Annotated in this window: 13 protein-coding genes; 8 read left to right on the top strand and 5 right to left on the bottom strand. The window is 64.1% G+C overall.

Annotated elements, in window-relative coordinates:
* Positions 1-328 precede the first annotated feature (328 nt).
* A complete protein-coding gene (locus tag QRN22_RS18875) occupies positions 329-646 on the top strand; it encodes a YqfO family protein (RefSeq protein WP_042551981.1) in 318 nt (105 codons plus the stop codon).
* A gap of 56 nt (positions 647-702) precedes the next feature.
* Here QRN22_RS18875 and QRN22_RS18870 read toward each other — a convergent pair whose 3' ends face one another.
* From QRN22_RS18870 to tatA, 4 genes are all read right to left on the bottom strand, one after another.
* A complete protein-coding gene (locus QRN22_RS18870; protein ID WP_042551980.1) occupies positions 703-1713 on the bottom strand; it encodes an alpha/beta hydrolase in 1011 nt (336 codons plus the stop codon).
* A 415-nt stretch (positions 1714-2128) separates the two neighbouring features.
* Entirely contained in the window at positions 2129-2878 is a 750-nt protein-coding gene (gene tatC / locus QRN22_RS18865) for a twin-arginine translocase subunit TatC (protein ID WP_042551979.1), read from the bottom strand.
* Positions 2875-3162: a Sec-independent protein translocase protein TatB gene (gene tatB / locus QRN22_RS18860; RefSeq protein ID WP_042551978.1), complete on the bottom strand. Its 288-nt coding sequence runs from the start codon at positions 3160-3162 to the stop codon at positions 2875-2877. Before tatB ends, tatC begins: the two co-directional genes overlap by 4 nt.
* Positions 3162-3395 (bottom strand): twin-arginine translocase TatA/TatE family subunit, encoded by a 234-nt coding sequence (gene tatA, locus QRN22_RS18855; protein WP_042551977.1) that lies wholly within the window; start codon positions 3393-3395, stop codon positions 3162-3164. The genes tatB and tatA overlap by 1 nt, the downstream gene beginning before the upstream one ends.
* 149 nt (positions 3396-3544) lie before the next feature.
* Between tatA and gspK the strand changes: the two genes are divergently transcribed.
* Positions 3545-4516, top strand: coding sequence for a type II secretion system minor pseudopilin GspK (gene gspK / locus QRN22_RS18850; RefSeq protein WP_042551976.1), 972 nt, complete (start codon positions 3545-3547; stop codon positions 4514-4516).
* 1069 nt (positions 4517-5585) lie between these two features.
* Here the strand turns inward: gspK and QRN22_RS18845 are convergent.
* Complete coding sequence (locus QRN22_RS18845; protein ID WP_042551975.1) at positions 5586-7628, bottom strand: PhoX family protein; 2043 nt, start codon at positions 7626-7628, stop codon at positions 5586-5588.
* 242 nt (positions 7629-7870) lie between these two features.
* Between QRN22_RS18845 and QRN22_RS18840 the strand changes: the two genes are divergently transcribed.
* From QRN22_RS18840 to gspG, 6 genes are read left to right on the top strand one after another with little or no spacing between them, the layout of a single operon-like run.
* On the top strand, positions 7871-9502 hold the full coding sequence (locus QRN22_RS18840; protein ID WP_042551974.1) for a bifunctional UDP-sugar hydrolase/5'-nucleotidase: 1632 nt from the start codon (positions 7871-7873) through the stop codon (positions 9500-9502).
* Positions 9499-9924 carry a pilus assembly protein PilZ gene (locus QRN22_RS18835; RefSeq protein ID WP_042551973.1) on the top strand — a complete coding sequence of 142 codons (426 nt, stop codon included), beginning with the start codon at positions 9499-9501 and terminating at the stop codon, positions 9922-9924. The genes QRN22_RS18840 and QRN22_RS18835 overlap by 4 nt, the downstream gene beginning before the upstream one ends.
* Before the next feature lie 21 nt (positions 9925-9945).
* Positions 9946-11880, top strand: coding sequence for a type II secretion system secretin GspD (gene gspD / locus QRN22_RS18830; protein WP_419761270.1), 1935 nt, complete (start codon positions 9946-9948; stop codon positions 11878-11880).
* A gap of 5 nt (positions 11881-11885) precedes the next feature.
* On the top strand, positions 11886-13334 hold the full coding sequence (locus tag QRN22_RS18825) for a GspE/PulE family protein (protein WP_082045693.1): 1449 nt from the start codon (positions 11886-11888) through the stop codon (positions 13332-13334).
* Between the two features lie 2 nt (positions 13335-13336).
* A complete protein-coding gene (gspF, locus tag QRN22_RS18820) occupies positions 13337-14539 on the top strand; it encodes a type II secretion system inner membrane protein GspF (protein WP_042551970.1) in 1203 nt (400 codons plus the stop codon).
* Between the two features lie 14 nt (positions 14540-14553).
* Positions 14554-14988, top strand: a complete 435-nt coding sequence (gene gspG, locus QRN22_RS18815; protein ID WP_042551969.1) for a type II secretion system major pseudopilin GspG — start codon at positions 14554-14556, stop codon at positions 14986-14988.
* Positions 14989-15162 lie beyond the last annotated feature (174 nt).

Genomic DNA, 15162 nt, shown 5'->3' with positions numbered 1-15162 from the left:
AACGCCAGGCATTGCCTGGCGTTTTTCGTTTCAACGTTACGGCTAAGGCTGCACCTGCAGGGTGGGGAGGCCGTTCCGGCTTGGGCAATCACAAGGTTTTCGTCGCGCCGTAACCCATCATCGCTGCAACGCACAATGTCGTCAGGTGAAGTGTGCGACGCATAGCCCAATCCCATTACAACGTCTTTCCGGTCGGGAACGGCGCCTTGTGGGGCGAGTCTGAATATATCAGCAGTGTCGGCTACGTCACGAACCCGGTACGGCAATGTGCCATCATTCTGTGGCATGATTAGCTCATTGTTTTCAGCGACTTGCAGCGGAGTAGTTGATGTACAAATTTTGTTTCTACGTTCCGGAAAGTCATCTGGAAAGCGTCAAGTCCGCCGTATTCTCGGCTGGCGGTGGGCGTGTCGGCGACTATGAACAGTGCTGTTGGCAAACCCTGGGCCGCGGGCAGTTTCGTCCGCTGGAAGGCAGCGCGCCGTTCATTGGCCAAAGCGGTGAGCTGGCAACCCTCGCCGAATGGAAGGTCGAGCTGGTGGTGGCCGATGAGCTGATCCACAACGCAGTCAAGGCCATGAAGAAAAGCCATCCCTACGAAATGCCCGCCTTCGAAGTGTGGCGTCTCTCTGATTTGACGTTCTAGATTCCATAAAAAAGGCCCCGCAACACCAGATGTTGCGGGGCCTTTTCCGTTTTCGCTTACTTCAGGTTCTGCTTGAGCGCTTCGCCGGCCTGCTGTACTGCCAGGCGCACGGTCGGCACCTGGCTCAGTGCATTGAGCAGGCCATAGTCATGGATCATGCCGTTGTAGCGAACGGCGGTGACGGTGACGCCGGCAGCGTTGAGGTTGCGAGCGTAGGCTTCACCCTCGTCACGCAGCACATCGAGCTCGGCTGTCTGCACCAGAGCTGGCGGCAGGCCTTGCAGTTGCTGCCTGGTCGCGCGCAGAGGCGAGGCGTAGATTTCCGCGCGCTGCTTGGCATCGGTTGTGTAGTTGTCCCAGAACCACTTCATCATGTTGCGGGTCAGGAAGTGCCCCTCGGCGAATTGCCGATAGGACGGCGTATCGAAATTCGCATCGGTGACCGGCCACAGCAGAGCCTGGAATTTCAGCTTCGGTGTGCCCTTGTCCTTGGCCATCAGCGCAACCACGGCTGCCATGTTGCCGCCCACGCTATTGCCGGCCACGGCCAGCCGCTTGCCATCCACCTCGATCTGCTGACCATGCTCGGCTACCCAGCGTGTCGCGGCATACGCCTGATTGATCGCTGTCGGGTAATGCGCTTCGGGAGACGGCGTGTAGTCAACGTAGATCGCAGCGGCGCCGGAGTGGTTGACCAGGTCGCGGATCAACCGCTCATGGGTTGGGTAATCGCCCAGCACCCAGCCGCCACCATGTAAGAACATGAAGCCGGGCAACGTGCCTTTGACACCCGCCGGACGAACCACCGTGAGGTTGATGGTCTGGCCGTCGACAGTGATCGCCTTGTGGCTGACGTCCGCTGCCGGCAGCTTGGCGCCAGCCTGCGCGCCGCTTAGCACGGCGCGAGCATCCTTGGGCGCAAGGGTTTCAAGTGGTTGTCCGCCGCCTGCGGCGAGAGCGTTGAGGAACCCCTGCGTTTGCTGCTCGACGGCGGGGCTTTCTGCAGCGAATGCATGGCCGATGGACAGAGCGAGTGCGGCACTGGCGAAGACTTTGGTGAGTGTCATGAGCGCGTTCCTTTGAGGCGAGTGAGTTCAGGTGAGGGTCAAGCGCACGGCGATGTGACGACGGGTGAAGCTTTGGGCTGCATGGCTGTGATGCTGTCTTGGTAAAATGCTTTGCGCGCAAAGTAATTTGCTGGCAGTGAATTTAGTGCTATTTAATTTTGTGCGCAATATAAATTTTGATGGTCGTGTCGCCGAGCGTCATAGCCGACGTGGGAGGCCGCTAGACAGGTGCGAGTGGCGAAGTGCTCATGGCAGGAGCAGCCCTTCTTGCAGGGCGCAGTAGCGAGGATGGACGAGGGTGAAGCGGCGAGTTCGCTCGCCGCACATGCCAGGGGTTGGCAAGCGGTTTCGATGAGTCAGAAGGCCCTGTAGAGCGCGCTGGTCACTTCACCGCGCTCCAGGGCTGGCTGCAACGCTACTCCGTCGCGACCAATTCCTGCGCAGGTTCCCGCTCCGGCCGACGCTGGATGCTGCCGCAGGCGATCAGGCCGACTTCGAACAGTAGCCACATCGGCACCGCCAGCATGGTTTGCGAGAATACGTCTGGCGGGGTCAGCAGCATGCCGACCACGAAGCAGCCGACGATCACGTAGGGTCGGCTACGGCGCAGCGTGTCGACATCCGTCAGCCCGGCCCAGACGATGATGAAGGTTGCCACGGGAATTTCGAAGGCCAGCCCGAATGCCAGAAACAGGGCGAGGATGAAATCCAGATACAGGGCGATGTCGGTCATCATCTCCACGCCATCCGGCGTGACGCTGGCGAAGAAGCCGAACATCATCGGGAACACCGCGAAGAACGCGAAGGCCATGCCTGCATAGAACAACAGAATGCTCGAGACCAGCAGGGGCACTGCGATGCGCCGCTCGCGGCGATACAGCCCCGGTGCCACGAACCCCCACGCCTGATGCAGCAGTACCGGCATGGAGAGGAACACGGCGACCATCATGGTCAGCTTGAATGGCGCCAGGAAAGGCGACGTCACGCTGGTTGCGATCATGCTCGCGCCTTCGGGCAGGTAGCGGCGCAGCGGTTCGGATATCAGTGTGTAAAGGGTCTGCGCGAAGGGGAACAGGCCGAGGAAGGCCAGCAGAATCACCAGCAGGCAGCGCACCAGCCGCTTGCGCAGTTCGCCTAGGTGAGCGGTCAATGGCATGCTGCTCATGCGCTGCCCTCCGATTTGCCTACGGCTGGTTGCGGCTCCTGCAGGTTGATGCCGCGACGCAGTTCCTGCTCCAGTTGCCGCAACGGCGCGGCGTCCAGCTCCTTGCTCACGGCCTGGGCATCGAGTTCACGTTCTACCTGATCACGCAGCATGCCCATCGCCCGTTTTGCCTGGCCAAGGCCGCGCCCCAGGGTGCGGGCTGCGACCGGCAGGCGTTCCGGGCCGAGCACCAGCAGTGCCACCACGCTAACCAGCAGCAGTTCGGTGAAGCCTATTTCGAACATCAGGCCTGGCGATCCGTGTGGGTGTGGGACTGTTGAGCGGTTCCCGACAGCGGTGCCTGCTGCTGGACCTGTGCCGGCGACTCGTCCGCTTCGCTGTTGCTGGCCATGGATTTGCGGAAACCCTGGATGGTTTCACCGAGATCGCCACCCAGCGTCTTGAGGCGTTTGCTGCCGAACAACAGAAACACGATCAACAGCACGATGACCAGTTGCCAGATACCGATGCCGCCCATGAAAACTCTCCAACGCTATGAAATTGAAGGGCTAATCTGCCTGGGCTTTGTGACGCTACGGTGACGCGTCGATGACGAAAAAAGGTGGCTGCCACCTCTCTGCAACATTCAGCCTGTTGACTGTCGGCTCTTGGTTCGAGGGGTGAGCGATGGGTGGCAGGCGGCAGCACGGAGCAGCGTTATTGATGGTGCTGGTGGCCTTGGCCATGCTCGCCGGTGGGCTGGCGTGGATGGTGCAGCAAGGGCGGCAACAGGTCGATGCGGTGCGCCTGCAACAGCAGCGAATCCAGGCGCGAGCCATGGAGGTCGCCGGCCTGGCGTTCGCCGAACAGGCACTCAGGGATCCTGCCTGGCGGCAGAGCCCGTTGTTCTGGCAAGCCCTGCGCGGGCAGCCGTTGCGTTACGACTTCGCCGGCGGTGCGGCGACCTTGCGCATTCGTGATCTGCACAGCTGCTTCAACGTCAATGCGCTGGCCGGACAGGAGGCCGAACGGGCCGAGCGTCAGCTGCAATACCTGCTCGGTGACGACCTGGCCGCCGAACAACTGGTGCATGCCCTGGCGGACTGGATCGACAGCGACGGCCAGAGCCGCCTGCACGGTGCCGAAAGCGATCAGTACCTGCGCCAGACGCCGCCGCGGCTCGCTGCCAATCAGCCCATGGTGGACATGAGCGAACTGAACCTGCTGCTCACGCCGCAACCTGGTCGACAACTGCGTTATCCGCAACTCTGTGCGCTGCCGCAGACATCGGGCTGGCGCTTGAATGCCAATGCCCTGAGCCTGGAGCATTTGCCCCTGCTCGATGCGCTCTACGAGGGTGAGTTCGCACGTTCGCTGCTGACCCGCATCATCACCGGCCGACCAGCCAACGGTTACCCGGATGTGGCCGCCTTGCGCGAGGCATTGGGAGCCGTGGACGACCTGGCGTTCGAGCGCCTCAGTGAGGGCTTGCTGCTCAACAGCGGTGATTTCATGCTGCAGCTAGAGTTCGAGCAGGATGACCGGCTGATCAGCAGCCAGTTTCAGGTGCAGGCTCAGGGTGTGGTGCGCTGGCATGCGCAGGTGCCGGTGCAGCGGGTGCAGGTGATCAGCCGCGAACCCTTGCCATTTGCCTTGTAGCGCAAGTCGCCTAGCCGTGCAGGAGCCCGCTTGCGGGCGATGCGGTCGTGCTCATCCTGCGGATGGGCATGCCGTTGCCATCGATCGCGGCCTGCGCACCGGGTATTCAGATGAATTGACGGCACGTCCGCGGATCGCCGGCAAGCCGGCTCCTACAAGATCGGTGTGCCTGCAAGCTGGGCGCCCGGCACTGCATTCGTAGGAGCCCGCTTGCGGGCGATGCGATCTTGCTCATCCAGCGGATGGCATGCCGTTGTCAGCAATCGCAGGCTACGAAGTGGTTATTCAGATGAATTGACGGTACGTCCGCGGATCGCCGGCAAGCCGGCTCCTACAGGATCGGTGTGCCTGCAAGCTGGTCGTCCGGCACTGCATCCGTAGGAGCGTCGCCCCCGGCGCGAATGCGCTGGTAGCCAGCTCTGACGATACGTGGTGATCTAATCCGTAGGAGCCCGCTTGCGGGCGATGCGGTCTTGCTCATCCAGCGGATGGCATGCCGTTGTCAGCAATCGCAGGCTACAAAGTGGCTGTTCAGATGAATTGACGGTACGCCCGCGGATCGCCGGCAAGCCGGCTCCTACAGGATCGGTGTGCCTGCAAGCTGGTCTTCCGGCACTGCATTCGTAGGAGCCCGCTTGCGGGCGATGCGGTCGTGTTCATCCAGCGGATGGCATGCCGTTGTCATTGATCGCGGCCTGCGCACCGGGTATTCAGATGAATTGACGGTACGTCCGCGGATCGCCGGCAAGCCGGCTCCTACAGGATCGGTGTACCTGCAAGATGGTCGTCCGGCACTGCATTCGTAGGAGCGTCGCCCCCGGCGCGAATGCGCTGTTAGCCAGCTCTGACGATACGTGGTGATCTAACCCGTAGGAGCCCGCTTGCGGGCGATGCGGTCCTGCTCACCCAGCGGATGGCATGCCGTTGTCAGCAATCGCAGGCTACGCACCGGGTGCTTTGGTAGCCGGTGTCGAGCGTGGCGATACACGGAAAGAAGGGCCTGGATGTCGCGGTGCTCGATCCAGGCTAAGAGATACGGCGCGAGATGACCCCGTGCCGCGTGGGCAGGTCAGACGCCGATTTCGCCGCCGTCGTTGCGCTGGATCACCACCGTGGAGGCGCGTGGGCGGACGCTGGTGCCGGCTGGCGTTTCGTCCGTGGCGACGTCGGTGGATGGCCAGTTACCCGGGTGCTGGATGTTGACGAAGATGGTCTTGTTGTCCGGCGTGAAGGCGATGCCGGTCACTTCGCTGCCGTTCGGGCCAACGAAGAAACGGCGCAGATCCACCTGATTCTGAGCATTGACCGGTACCTGCTTGCCGCTGGCATCGACCAGGTTGGTGGGGATTACCGCCAGCATCTGGTCGTTGGTGTAGCTGGTCACGCTCGATTCGCCGTTGTCGGTCTGGATCCAGAGAATCCCGCGGCTGTCGAAGCTCATGCCATCCGGGCTGGCGAACTGGTTGAGTTCGGTCAGGCCGGAGCGGTTGATGTCGGGGGTGCCCGAGGCGTTGGCGCCGAACACGAAGATATCCCAGGCAAAGCTGAGCTGATCGTCGCTGTCATGCCAGCGGATCACGTGACCGTGACGGTTCGGGCCGCGTGGGTTGGCAGCGTCAACGGCGGCCGCAGTGCGCGCGCTGTTGTTGGTCAGGGTCAGGTAAACGTCGCCATTGAGCGGGTTGACGGCGGTCCACTCCGGGCGGTCCATCGGCGTCGCGCCGACGGCATCGGCCGCGCCGCGGGTGTTGAGGATGATCCCCGGCAGGTCGGTGAACTTGGTGCCCAGGGTGCTGCCGTCGGTGGTCTGGGTGGCCGCTACCAGCGGGATCCAGGCACCGGTGCCGTCGGCATCGAAGCGGGCGACGTACAGGGTGCCGCTGTCCATGTACTTGGCACCGGTGGCCAGGCGGTCGCTCGGGTTGGCATCGGCAGCGTCCCACACCGCGTCGGAGACGAACTTGTACAGGTACTCATTGTTCGAGTCGTCACCGGTGTAGAACACCACCGGCTTGCCGACTACCGGCAGCGCCGGCCAGCAGCCTTCGTGGCGAATACGGCCCAGGGCGGTACGCTTCACGGCACGGGTGCTGGAATCGTACGGATCGATCTCGACGATGTAGCCATAGGTGCTGGCTTCGTTGCGGTAGTCGTCGGTCGCCGACGCACCGCTCGGGGTGATGTTGAAACGGGTGAATTCGTCGTTCTGTTCCGAGGCATCCCCGGCAGCGGTTTCCCAGCCATAGCGGCCAGTGCTGGTACCGACACCGATACGTGACTGATCGGCAGGACGGGGGGAGGTGTTGATGAAAATCGACGGCCAGTTCTCTTCGCAGGTCAGATACGTGCCCCACGGGGTGTAGCCGTTGCCGCAGTTGTTGTTGGTGCCGCGGGTTTCGGTGCCGTTGATCGAGAACTTGGTCTTGACGTGGTCGGTGCCGCGCAGCGGGCCGGAAATATCCATCACGGTGGCGGTGGTGAAGCGACGGTTCAGCGGATCGTTATCGACGACCTGCCAGCGGCCGCTGACCTTGCTGATGCGAATCACACCCGCGCCATGGGCGTTGATCTCCTTGCGCACTTCTTCGGCTGGGCGCCGGCCGTTGATCGTGGTCTGGCCGTTCGGGTGCAGGGCATCTTCGTCGATGTATTCGTAGTTGATCGCCAGCAGGCCATCATCGGAGCTGCCGTTGATGGGGAAGAAGTGCATGCCGTCGTGGTGCATGCCTGCCGAGTTTTCCTGCTCGGTGGAGGTGTTGCTGCCATCCGCTTTCCAGGTGCCACCGGCGCTGTTGAACGGCGTTCCCCAAGGGGCCAGCACGTAGGCGCTGTAACCGGCAGCTACCACGCAGGCATCGGTGCGCGAGCCGGCAATCGACTGGAAGCCGAGAGCCAGTTTCGGCTCGGCGGGTGGCTCGGTGGAAGGGCTGTCATTGCTGGAACCGCCGCTGTCGAAACAGCCGGTGAGGCCGGTGCCCGCGATCATGGCGATCGCGGCGCCCAGGCCACCGCGCATCACGCTGCGGCGGCTCAGGTACGAATCCAGAACCGATGCCATCGGCAGGTTGCCACTGGGGTTGCGGTCCAGGTTATCGCCGGTATCTCGACTCATCAGGTCATGTCCTTTTTCTGTTGAAGCGGCTTGAGGAAACCGGGACTTTAGAGACCGAATGTGATGATTTTCTGGCAGTTCTGTTAACGGCTATTGAAAGCTTTGTGACGCTACCTTTCTGATTTATCTGATTTTTTCGATTGATGACCGAGGTATGGCTGTCGAATAACCGCCATTAAACTGTCACATAAGCTGCCCAGTATCCCGCCCCGACAATGCATAAAGATGAGGCGAGCGGGGCGATGACGAACATCGGCAGACGTGAAGTGATGAGCTGGATGGGCATCGGTGCAATGGCCCCGATGCTCAGCGCCTGCTCGGGCTTCGCAACCCCGCGGCAGAATGGCCAATCCGAACTGGAATTGCTGTATTTCGCCGATACCCTGGATGCCCGCCAGCCGGGTCAACCGGTGGTGCCGGCCACTCGGCTGGGGCCGGTTTCCCACCTTGGGCGAGCGCCCTGGCTCAGTGGCAGCAATGCCCACCAGGCCCGCAGCGAACTCAATCCGCTGCTCGATGCGCGCCTGGCCGAAGGCGTCAGCACCGGTGGTTACGCCGTACTGGGTGCCTTGCTGGAAGAGCTGCGTCAGCGCCACGGCGTCGAGCGCTGCCTGACCCTGGAGAACGGCCAGGGCTGGAACGGCAGTGGGCTGGCCTATCTGACCCAGGGAGAGAGTGGCGCGCAGGGTAGCCAGTTGCTGGGCAGCGAGGTGCGGGTCAGCAGCGATGAGCGCGTGCTGTGGCCACAACGCTGTGCCGGCCTTTATCGGCATTTCGCTCGGCCCGTCGTCGGTGCCGGCCTTGCAGACGCCGAGGCGCTGGGTAGCGAGCCTTTCACCATCATCCGGCGCGCCGGGGTGCGGATCGCGGTAGTGGGGATTACCGACCCTTATGCCGGGGATCAGAATGCCTCACTGAAACAGTGGTACCAATCGCTGCTACCGGCCTTCAGGGAAGCACGTGCCCAGGCCGATCTGGTCATCGCCCTGGCCGATGTGGGGACCGGTCCCGGCCTGTGGCTGGCCGAACGACTGAGCGATGCCGATCTGCTGTTGTGTGCCCGTGGTCAGGACTTCTGGCCGGCGCCGATCGAGGTGCTGCAGAGCAGCGGCAGACGGGTGCCGGTGGTGCTGGGCGGCTGCCGGGCCAGCGGTGCCTTTCATATCGCTTGCCAGCGGCAGGCGGGGCAATGGACCTTCGTCGCGCGCTTTCACCCAGCGTTCGAACATCTGCTGTCCCCGGCAGGTCAGGCGCATGCGGCGCGCCTGCGGACGCAGTTGCAGGGCCAGCGAGCGCCTCACGCCGCCTGGCTCGATCAGCCCCTGGCCAAGGCGCCGCAGGCGCTGTGGCGTCGCGACACCCGGGGTGGCAGCTGGGACCGCCTGCTGCATCAGGCGCTCTCCGATGACGGCCAGATGCAGGTGTTGCTGCCTGGCCTGCGTTACGACAGCCCGGTAGCCGCTGGCCAGGCGATTACCCGAGAACAACTGATCAGCCTGACTGGCGGCTATCCGGCCCCCGTCGTGGAGGCGCCGGTAAAGCCGCTCGAAAGCGTGCTGGAAAACGCAGCCGATCAACTGTTCGGCGATCCCCTGTTGCTCGACAACAGCCAGGATCTGCCGCGCTGGCAGGGGCAGGCCTGGCAGGTCAACTACAGCCCGACCGGCAAGCGGGTTTCCGGTCTGGCTCCACTCGACGGCCTGTGCCGCAGCGTGTCACTGACCGATGACGCCAGCCCAGGCGAACCCCTCTGGCAGCGTGTGGAGGCCTGGCTGACCAGGCAGCCAAGCGACTGGCAGCTACCTGCTCTGCATCTGCCTAGCGTGCGTTACGTACAGGGCCATCCCGGCTGGCATCCCAGAGGCGTCAGTTGATCAGCGCGCAGCGACTGTGGAGCGGCTTTTGGCTGACCCTCGGTGCCTGGCTGGCGGCGCAGTGCGTATTGCAGCTCAGCCGTGAACCGCAACCGGCCCGTGCCGCTGCCGTCGATGTGGCAGCGCCCCCTGGCCTGCTGGTGGGCCACTGGCAACTGAATGCCGATGGCGACGCATTGCCGCTCACGCGCCTGCCGATCCAGTACCTGGGCGGGCTGCGCGCGGTGCCGCTGAGCGCCACCGTGGTGGTGTTGCGCTACGGCGAGCAGGTCCGCAGCTTCAGCCGTGGGCAACGCCTGGGGCCCGGCATCGTGCTGCAGGACATCGACGAAACAGGGCTTATTTTCGATAACCAGGGGCGGCGCGAGCGCCTGCCCTGGCCGCCACGGCCTGCCGTGACCGGCTTCAAGCGGCAAGGATAAGAGATGATCGTTCGCTACTGCCTGGCCGCTCTGTTGGCCTTGGGCTCGACCCAGTCTCTGGCCGATGACGTGCTGGATCTGCCGGTCGCCGAGTCGCCGCTGTACGAGGTGAATTTCGTCGACACCGAGCTCAGCGAGTTCATCGACAGCGTGTCGCAGATCACCGGGACGACCTTTATCGTCGACCCGCGGGTCAAGGGCAAGGTCACCGTGCGCACGGTCGAGCGCCATGACAGCGAAGCGATCTACGACATCTTCCTCGCGCAACTGCGTGCCCAGGGTTTCGCCGCGGTCAATCTGCCTAACGGCAGCGTGAAGATTCTCCCCGATCAGGCGGCGCGCCTGGAGCCGGTGCCCGTGGACCCCAGCGGCGGGCAGCAGGCGGGCGGCGATGGTATCGCCACCCGGGTATTCAGCGTACGCAACGCCGCCAGCGAACAGCTGCTCGGCATCCTCAAGCCGCTGATCGACCCTCGGGTGGGTGTCATCACGCCGTATCCCGCCGCCAACCTGCTGGTGGTCACCGACTGGCGCAGCAATCTGGAACGTATCGATCGTCTGTTGGCCGAGCTCGATCAGGTCAGTGACGAGCCGTTGCAGGTGATGCCCCTGCAGCATGCCAGCGCTGCCGACACCAGCGTGCTGATCACTCGCCTGCTGGCCAGCGAGAAGGGCGGCGACAGCGCCCAGGTGATCGCCGACCCGCGCAGCAACGCCTTGCTGGTACGAGGCAGTGCCGATAGCCGCGAAAGGGTGCGCGCCCTGCTGACACAACTGGATCGGCCGGGTGGCGAACTGCGCAGCTCCAATACCCAGGTGATCTACCTGCGCCATGCCAACGCCAGTGAGGTGGTGAAGGTGTTGCGCGGTCTCAGTCAGGAGGCCCCCCAGGCCCCCGGCGAGGGCACGGAGGGCGTCCAGGCTGCGCGCCTGCCGATCAGTGATTCGGGGGTACGCCTGGAGTACGAGGAGGGCACCAACGCAGTGGTGATGGTCGGCCCGGACAGCGAGCTGGCAGCCTACCGCTCCATCGTCGAACAACTGGACATCCGCCGTGCTCAGGTGGTGGTCGAGGCGATCATCGCCGAGGTCTCCGATTCCCGTGCCGAAGAGCTGGGCGTGCAGTGGCTGTTCGCCGACGAGAAACTTGGCGCCGGGGTGGTCAACTTCAGCGCGGGCGGCGCGAACATCGCGGGTATCGCCGGTGCGGCGGCCAGTGGTGACAATGCCGCCCTCGGTGAGCTGCTTTCGGGGGTCAACGGCGCGACCGCCGGCATCGGCCATTTCGGTGGCGGGTTCAATTTCGCCGTGCTGCTCAATGCGCTGAAGAGCAAGAGCGGCTTCAACCTGCTGTCCACGCCGACGCTGCTGACCCTGGACAACGCCGAGGCGTCGATTCTGGTTGGCCAGGAAGTGCCTTTCGTCACCGGCTCGGTGACCCAGAACAACAGCAACCCGTACCAGACCATCGAGCGCCGCGAGGTCGGTGTGAAGTTGCGCATCAAGCCGCAGATCAATATCGACAACAGCGTGCGCCTGGATATCGTTCAGGAGGTGTCGTCGATCGCCGACTACGCCTCGGCCAGCGATGTGATCACCAACAAGCGCGAGATCAAGACCAAGGTGATGGTCGAGGACAATGGCCTGATCATTCTCGGCGGGCTGATCAGCGATGAAGTCAGCAATACGGATCAGAAAGTACCGCTGCTCGGTGACATTCCCGGGCTCGGCCGGCTGTTTCGTTCCTCCGGCAAGAGCGGCGTCAAACAGAACCTGATGGTGTTCATTCGTCCGCGCATCCTGCGTGACGGGCCAAGCATCGCCAGTTTCAGTGCCGACAAATACCAGAATCTGCAGCGCGAGACGGCGCTCAAATTACCCGCGCTGGATGGCGATGTCCGGCTGCAGCAGCTCTTCCCGGCAAGCCGCGCACGCCTCGATGGAGGCGCCTGGTAATGAGCCTGTTGCCCTACCGTCTGGCCCGTCAGGCCGGCCTGGCCTGGGTGCCCAGCGAGGGTAGCTGGAGCCTGTGGCTGTGCGATGACGCCGACAGCGACCAGTTGCAGGAACTGTTGCGTGTCGAAGGTGCGCCCGGCGCGGTGTGTCACTTGCCGCGGGCCGAGTTCGAACGGCGCCTGGGCCAGCTGTACCAGGCCGGCGAGGGGGCGAATGCGGCGCTGATCGAGGGCATTGGCGAACAGGTCGATCTCGACAGCCTGATGAATGACATGCCACGCATCGAGGACCTGCTCGAGAGCGACGACGAGGCGCCGGTGATCCGCCTGATCAATGGCCTGTTCGCCCAGGCGCTGCAGTTGCAGGCCTCGGATATCCATATCGAGACCTTCGAGCAGAGCCTGGTGGTGCGCCTGCGCATCGACGGCCACCTGCGCGAGGTTCTGCGCCCGCCACGGGCGTTGTCAGCCATGCTGGTGTCGCGGATCAAGGTCATGGCACGGCTGGACATCGCCGAAAAACGCCAGCCCCAGGATGGCCGCATCACCCTGCGGGCCGCCGGCCGCGAGGTCGACGTGCGGGTTTCCACGCTGCCGGGCATTCATGGCGAGCGGGTGGTGATGCGCGTGCTCGACAAGCAGGCCAGCCTGCTGGCGCTGCCCAACCTGGGCATGCCGCCTGCCGTGGAGCAGGGCTTGCGTGCCTGTCTGGGCCGCCCCAACGGCATCGTGCTGAGCACCGGCCCGACCGGCTCGGGCAAGACCACCACCCTCTACGCCAGCCTCAACAGCCTGAATGACGGCAGCCGCAACATCCTCACCGTCGAAGACCCGGTGGAATACGCCATCACCGGTATCGGCCAGACCGCCATCAACCCGCGTGCCGGGCTGACATTCGCCAGTGGCCTGCGGGCGATCCTGCGCCAGGACCCGGACGTGATCATGCTTGGCGAAATCCGTGATCGGGAAACCGCGCAGATTGCCGTGCAGGCCAGCCTCACCGGGCATCTGGTGTTGTCGACCCTGCATACCAACAGTGCAGTGGGCGCCGTGACGCGGCTGCGCGACATGGGTATCGAGCCCTTCCTGATCGCCTCCTGCCTGCGTGGCGTGCTCGCCCAGCGCCTGGTGCGCCGCCTGTGCAGTTGCGCCGAGCGTAGACCCTTGCAGGCCGCCGAACGGCAGTTGATGCCGGAGCTGGCCGGCCTCGAGTACAGCTTTCATCCGGTCGGCTGCGAAGAGTGCCAGGGTTGCGGTTATCAGGGCCGCCTGGGGCTCTACGAATTCATCGAGCTGGATGCCGGGCTGATCGCGCTGCTGTACAGCGGCGCCAGCGAGGTGAGCATGCAGGCCTACCTCGAGGATCGTCGGCAGAGCCTGTCGGCCATGGCCTGCGACTGCCTGGCACGCGGCGACACCAGCCTCGCTGAAGTGCTGCGTGCGGTGCAGGGCTGAGTATGCCGACCTATCGCTATCAGGCCGTCGACCTGGCTGGCAAGCCGCACAAGGCCAGTCTGCAGGCGGACAGCGAGCGCCATGCCCGGCAGCTGCTGCGCGAGAGCGGCTTGTTCGCCCGCGAGTTGCATCGTCACGACCCGCAAAGCCGGCAGCCGCGCCGCCAGCGGGTCAGCCGTGCGCAACTGTGCGAGCTGACCCGGCAACTGGCGACCCTCACCGGCGCAGGCATTCCGCTGGTCGACGCACTGGGTACTCTGGAGCGGCAGCTGGTCCAGCCAGCGCTGCGCAGCCTGCTGGTGGCGGTGCGCGGCTCCCTCGCCGAGGGCGTTGGCCTGGCCCGCAGCCTGGCGCGTCAGGGCGGCGTGTTCTCGATGCTGTATTGCGCGCTGGTCGAGGCGGGCGAGCGCTCCGGTCGCCTGGCCCAGGTGCTCGAACGCCTGGCCGAGCACCTGGAGCAGGTCCAGCGGCAACAGCACAAGGCCCGCACCGCGCTGATCTATCCGGCCGTGCTGATGGGCGTTTCCCTGGCCGTGGTGATCGGCCTGATGACCTTCGTGGTGCCCAAGCTCACCGAACAGTTCACCCATGCCGGGCAGAGCCTGCCGTGGATCACCACGCTGCTGATCGGCATCAGCAATACGCTGGTGCTGCTCGGCCCCTGGCTGCTGGGAGCGGCACTGCTGGCGGCATTGGTCGGCAAGCTGCTGCTGCGCAAGGCGCACTGGTGCCTGCGCCGCGATGATCTGCTGCTGCGCCTGCCCCAGGTCGGCGTGCTCCTGCAGGTCCTGGAAAGTGCCCGGCTGTCGCGCAGCCTGGCGATCCTCGCCGGCAGTGGCGTGCCATTGCTCGAAGCCCTGCAAGTGGCGACCGCCACGGTCAACAACCGGCGCATCCGCCTGGCCCTGGAGCGGGTCGGCAGCGAGGTGAAGGGCGGCGTCAGCCTGCACCGCGCTCTGGAGGCCAGCGGCCATTTTCCACCGTTGCTGCTGAACATGGTCGCCAGTGGCGAAGCCAGCGGCACCCTGCCGGACATGCTCGAACGCGTGGCGGACAACCAGGAGCGTGGCTTCGCTCGCCAGGTGGACACCGCCATGGCGCTATTCGAACCCCTGATGATTCTGGTGATGGGCGGCGTGGTGCTGTTCATCGTAATGGCCGTGCTGCTGCCGATCATGCAGCTCAATCAGGGCCTGACACTTTGAAGAGGAAAGCCATCATGCGCAGCAATCGTTTCACTCAACGGGGCTTCACCCTGATGGAAATCATGGTGGTGATCTTCATCATGGGGCTGTTGATCGCCGTGGTTGCGCCCAGCGTGCTGGGTAGCCAGGACAAGGCCATGAAGCAGAAGGTGATGGCCGATCTGTCGACCTTCGAACAGGCACTGGACATGTACCGCCTCGACAACCTGCGCTTCCCCAGTAACGAGCAGGGGCTGTTGGCCCTGGTGATCAAACCCACCGTCGAACCGCTGCCGCGCTCCTGGCGCGCTGACGGTTACATCCGCCGCTTGCCGCAGGACCCGTGGGGCAATTCCTACCAGTACCGCAGCCCGGGCGAGCATGGTCGGGTCGATGTCTATTCGTTGGGCGCCGATGGCATCGCGGGCGGCGAGGGCATCGATGCCGACCTGGGCAACTGGGAGCTTTGAGACGTTGCCATGAACCGGAATGACAGCGGGGTGGAAGGCCCTTACGTAGGATGGACAACGCCGTTTTTTTCCACCGTTGCGATCGTGAGCGGTGGACGGGTGAAGCGTCGTCCATCCTGCGTGGCTGATGCCATTGTGGATGAGCCGGTACGTTGGCTGGATAACGCTCTTTTT

It is taken from the genome of Pseudomonas sp. MEJ086 (genome assembly GCF_030209025.1).
In the GTDB taxonomy this organism is placed as follows: Bacteria; Pseudomonadota; Gammaproteobacteria; order Pseudomonadales; family Pseudomonadaceae; genus Aquipseudomonas; species Aquipseudomonas fulva_A.
This window is presented reverse-complemented; position numbering and strand designations above follow the sequence as displayed.

Excerpts from the sequence above, each read along its gene's own strand:
- gspF (WP_042551970.1), top strand. The coding sequence starts at position 13,337 with ATGCCGACCTATCGCTATCAGGCCGTCGACCTGGCTGGCAAGCCGCAC.
- QRN22_RS18845 (WP_042551975.1), bottom strand. The coding sequence starts at position 7,628 with ATGAGTCGAGATACCGGCGATAACCTGGACCGCAACCCCAGTGGCAAC.
- tatB (WP_042551978.1), bottom strand. The coding sequence starts at position 3,162 with ATGTTCGAAATAGGCTTCACCGAACTGCTGCTGGTTAGCGTGGTGGCA.
- tatC (WP_042551979.1), bottom strand. The coding sequence starts at position 2,878 with ATGAGCAGCATGCCATTGACCGCTCACCTAGGCGAACTGCGCAAGCGG.
- QRN22_RS18870 (WP_042551980.1), bottom strand. The coding sequence starts at position 1,713 with ATGACACTCACCAAAGTCTTCGCCAGTGCCGCACTCGCTCTGTCCATC.
- tatA (WP_042551977.1), bottom strand. The coding sequence starts at position 3,395 with ATGGGCGGCATCGGTATCTGGCAACTGGTCATCGTGCTGTTGATCGTG.
- gspG (WP_042551969.1), top strand. The coding sequence starts at position 14,554 with ATGCGCAGCAATCGTTTCACTCAACGGGGCTTCACCCTGATGGAAATC.
- gspK (WP_042551976.1), top strand. The coding sequence starts at position 3,545 with ATGGGTGGCAGGCGGCAGCACGGAGCAGCGTTATTGATGGTGCTGGTG.
- QRN22_RS18875 (WP_042551981.1), top strand. The coding sequence starts at position 329 with ATGTACAAATTTTGTTTCTACGTTCCGGAAAGTCATCTGGAAAGCGTC.
- QRN22_RS18840 (WP_042551974.1), top strand. The coding sequence starts at position 7,871 with ATGACGAACATCGGCAGACGTGAAGTGATGAGCTGGATGGGCATCGGT.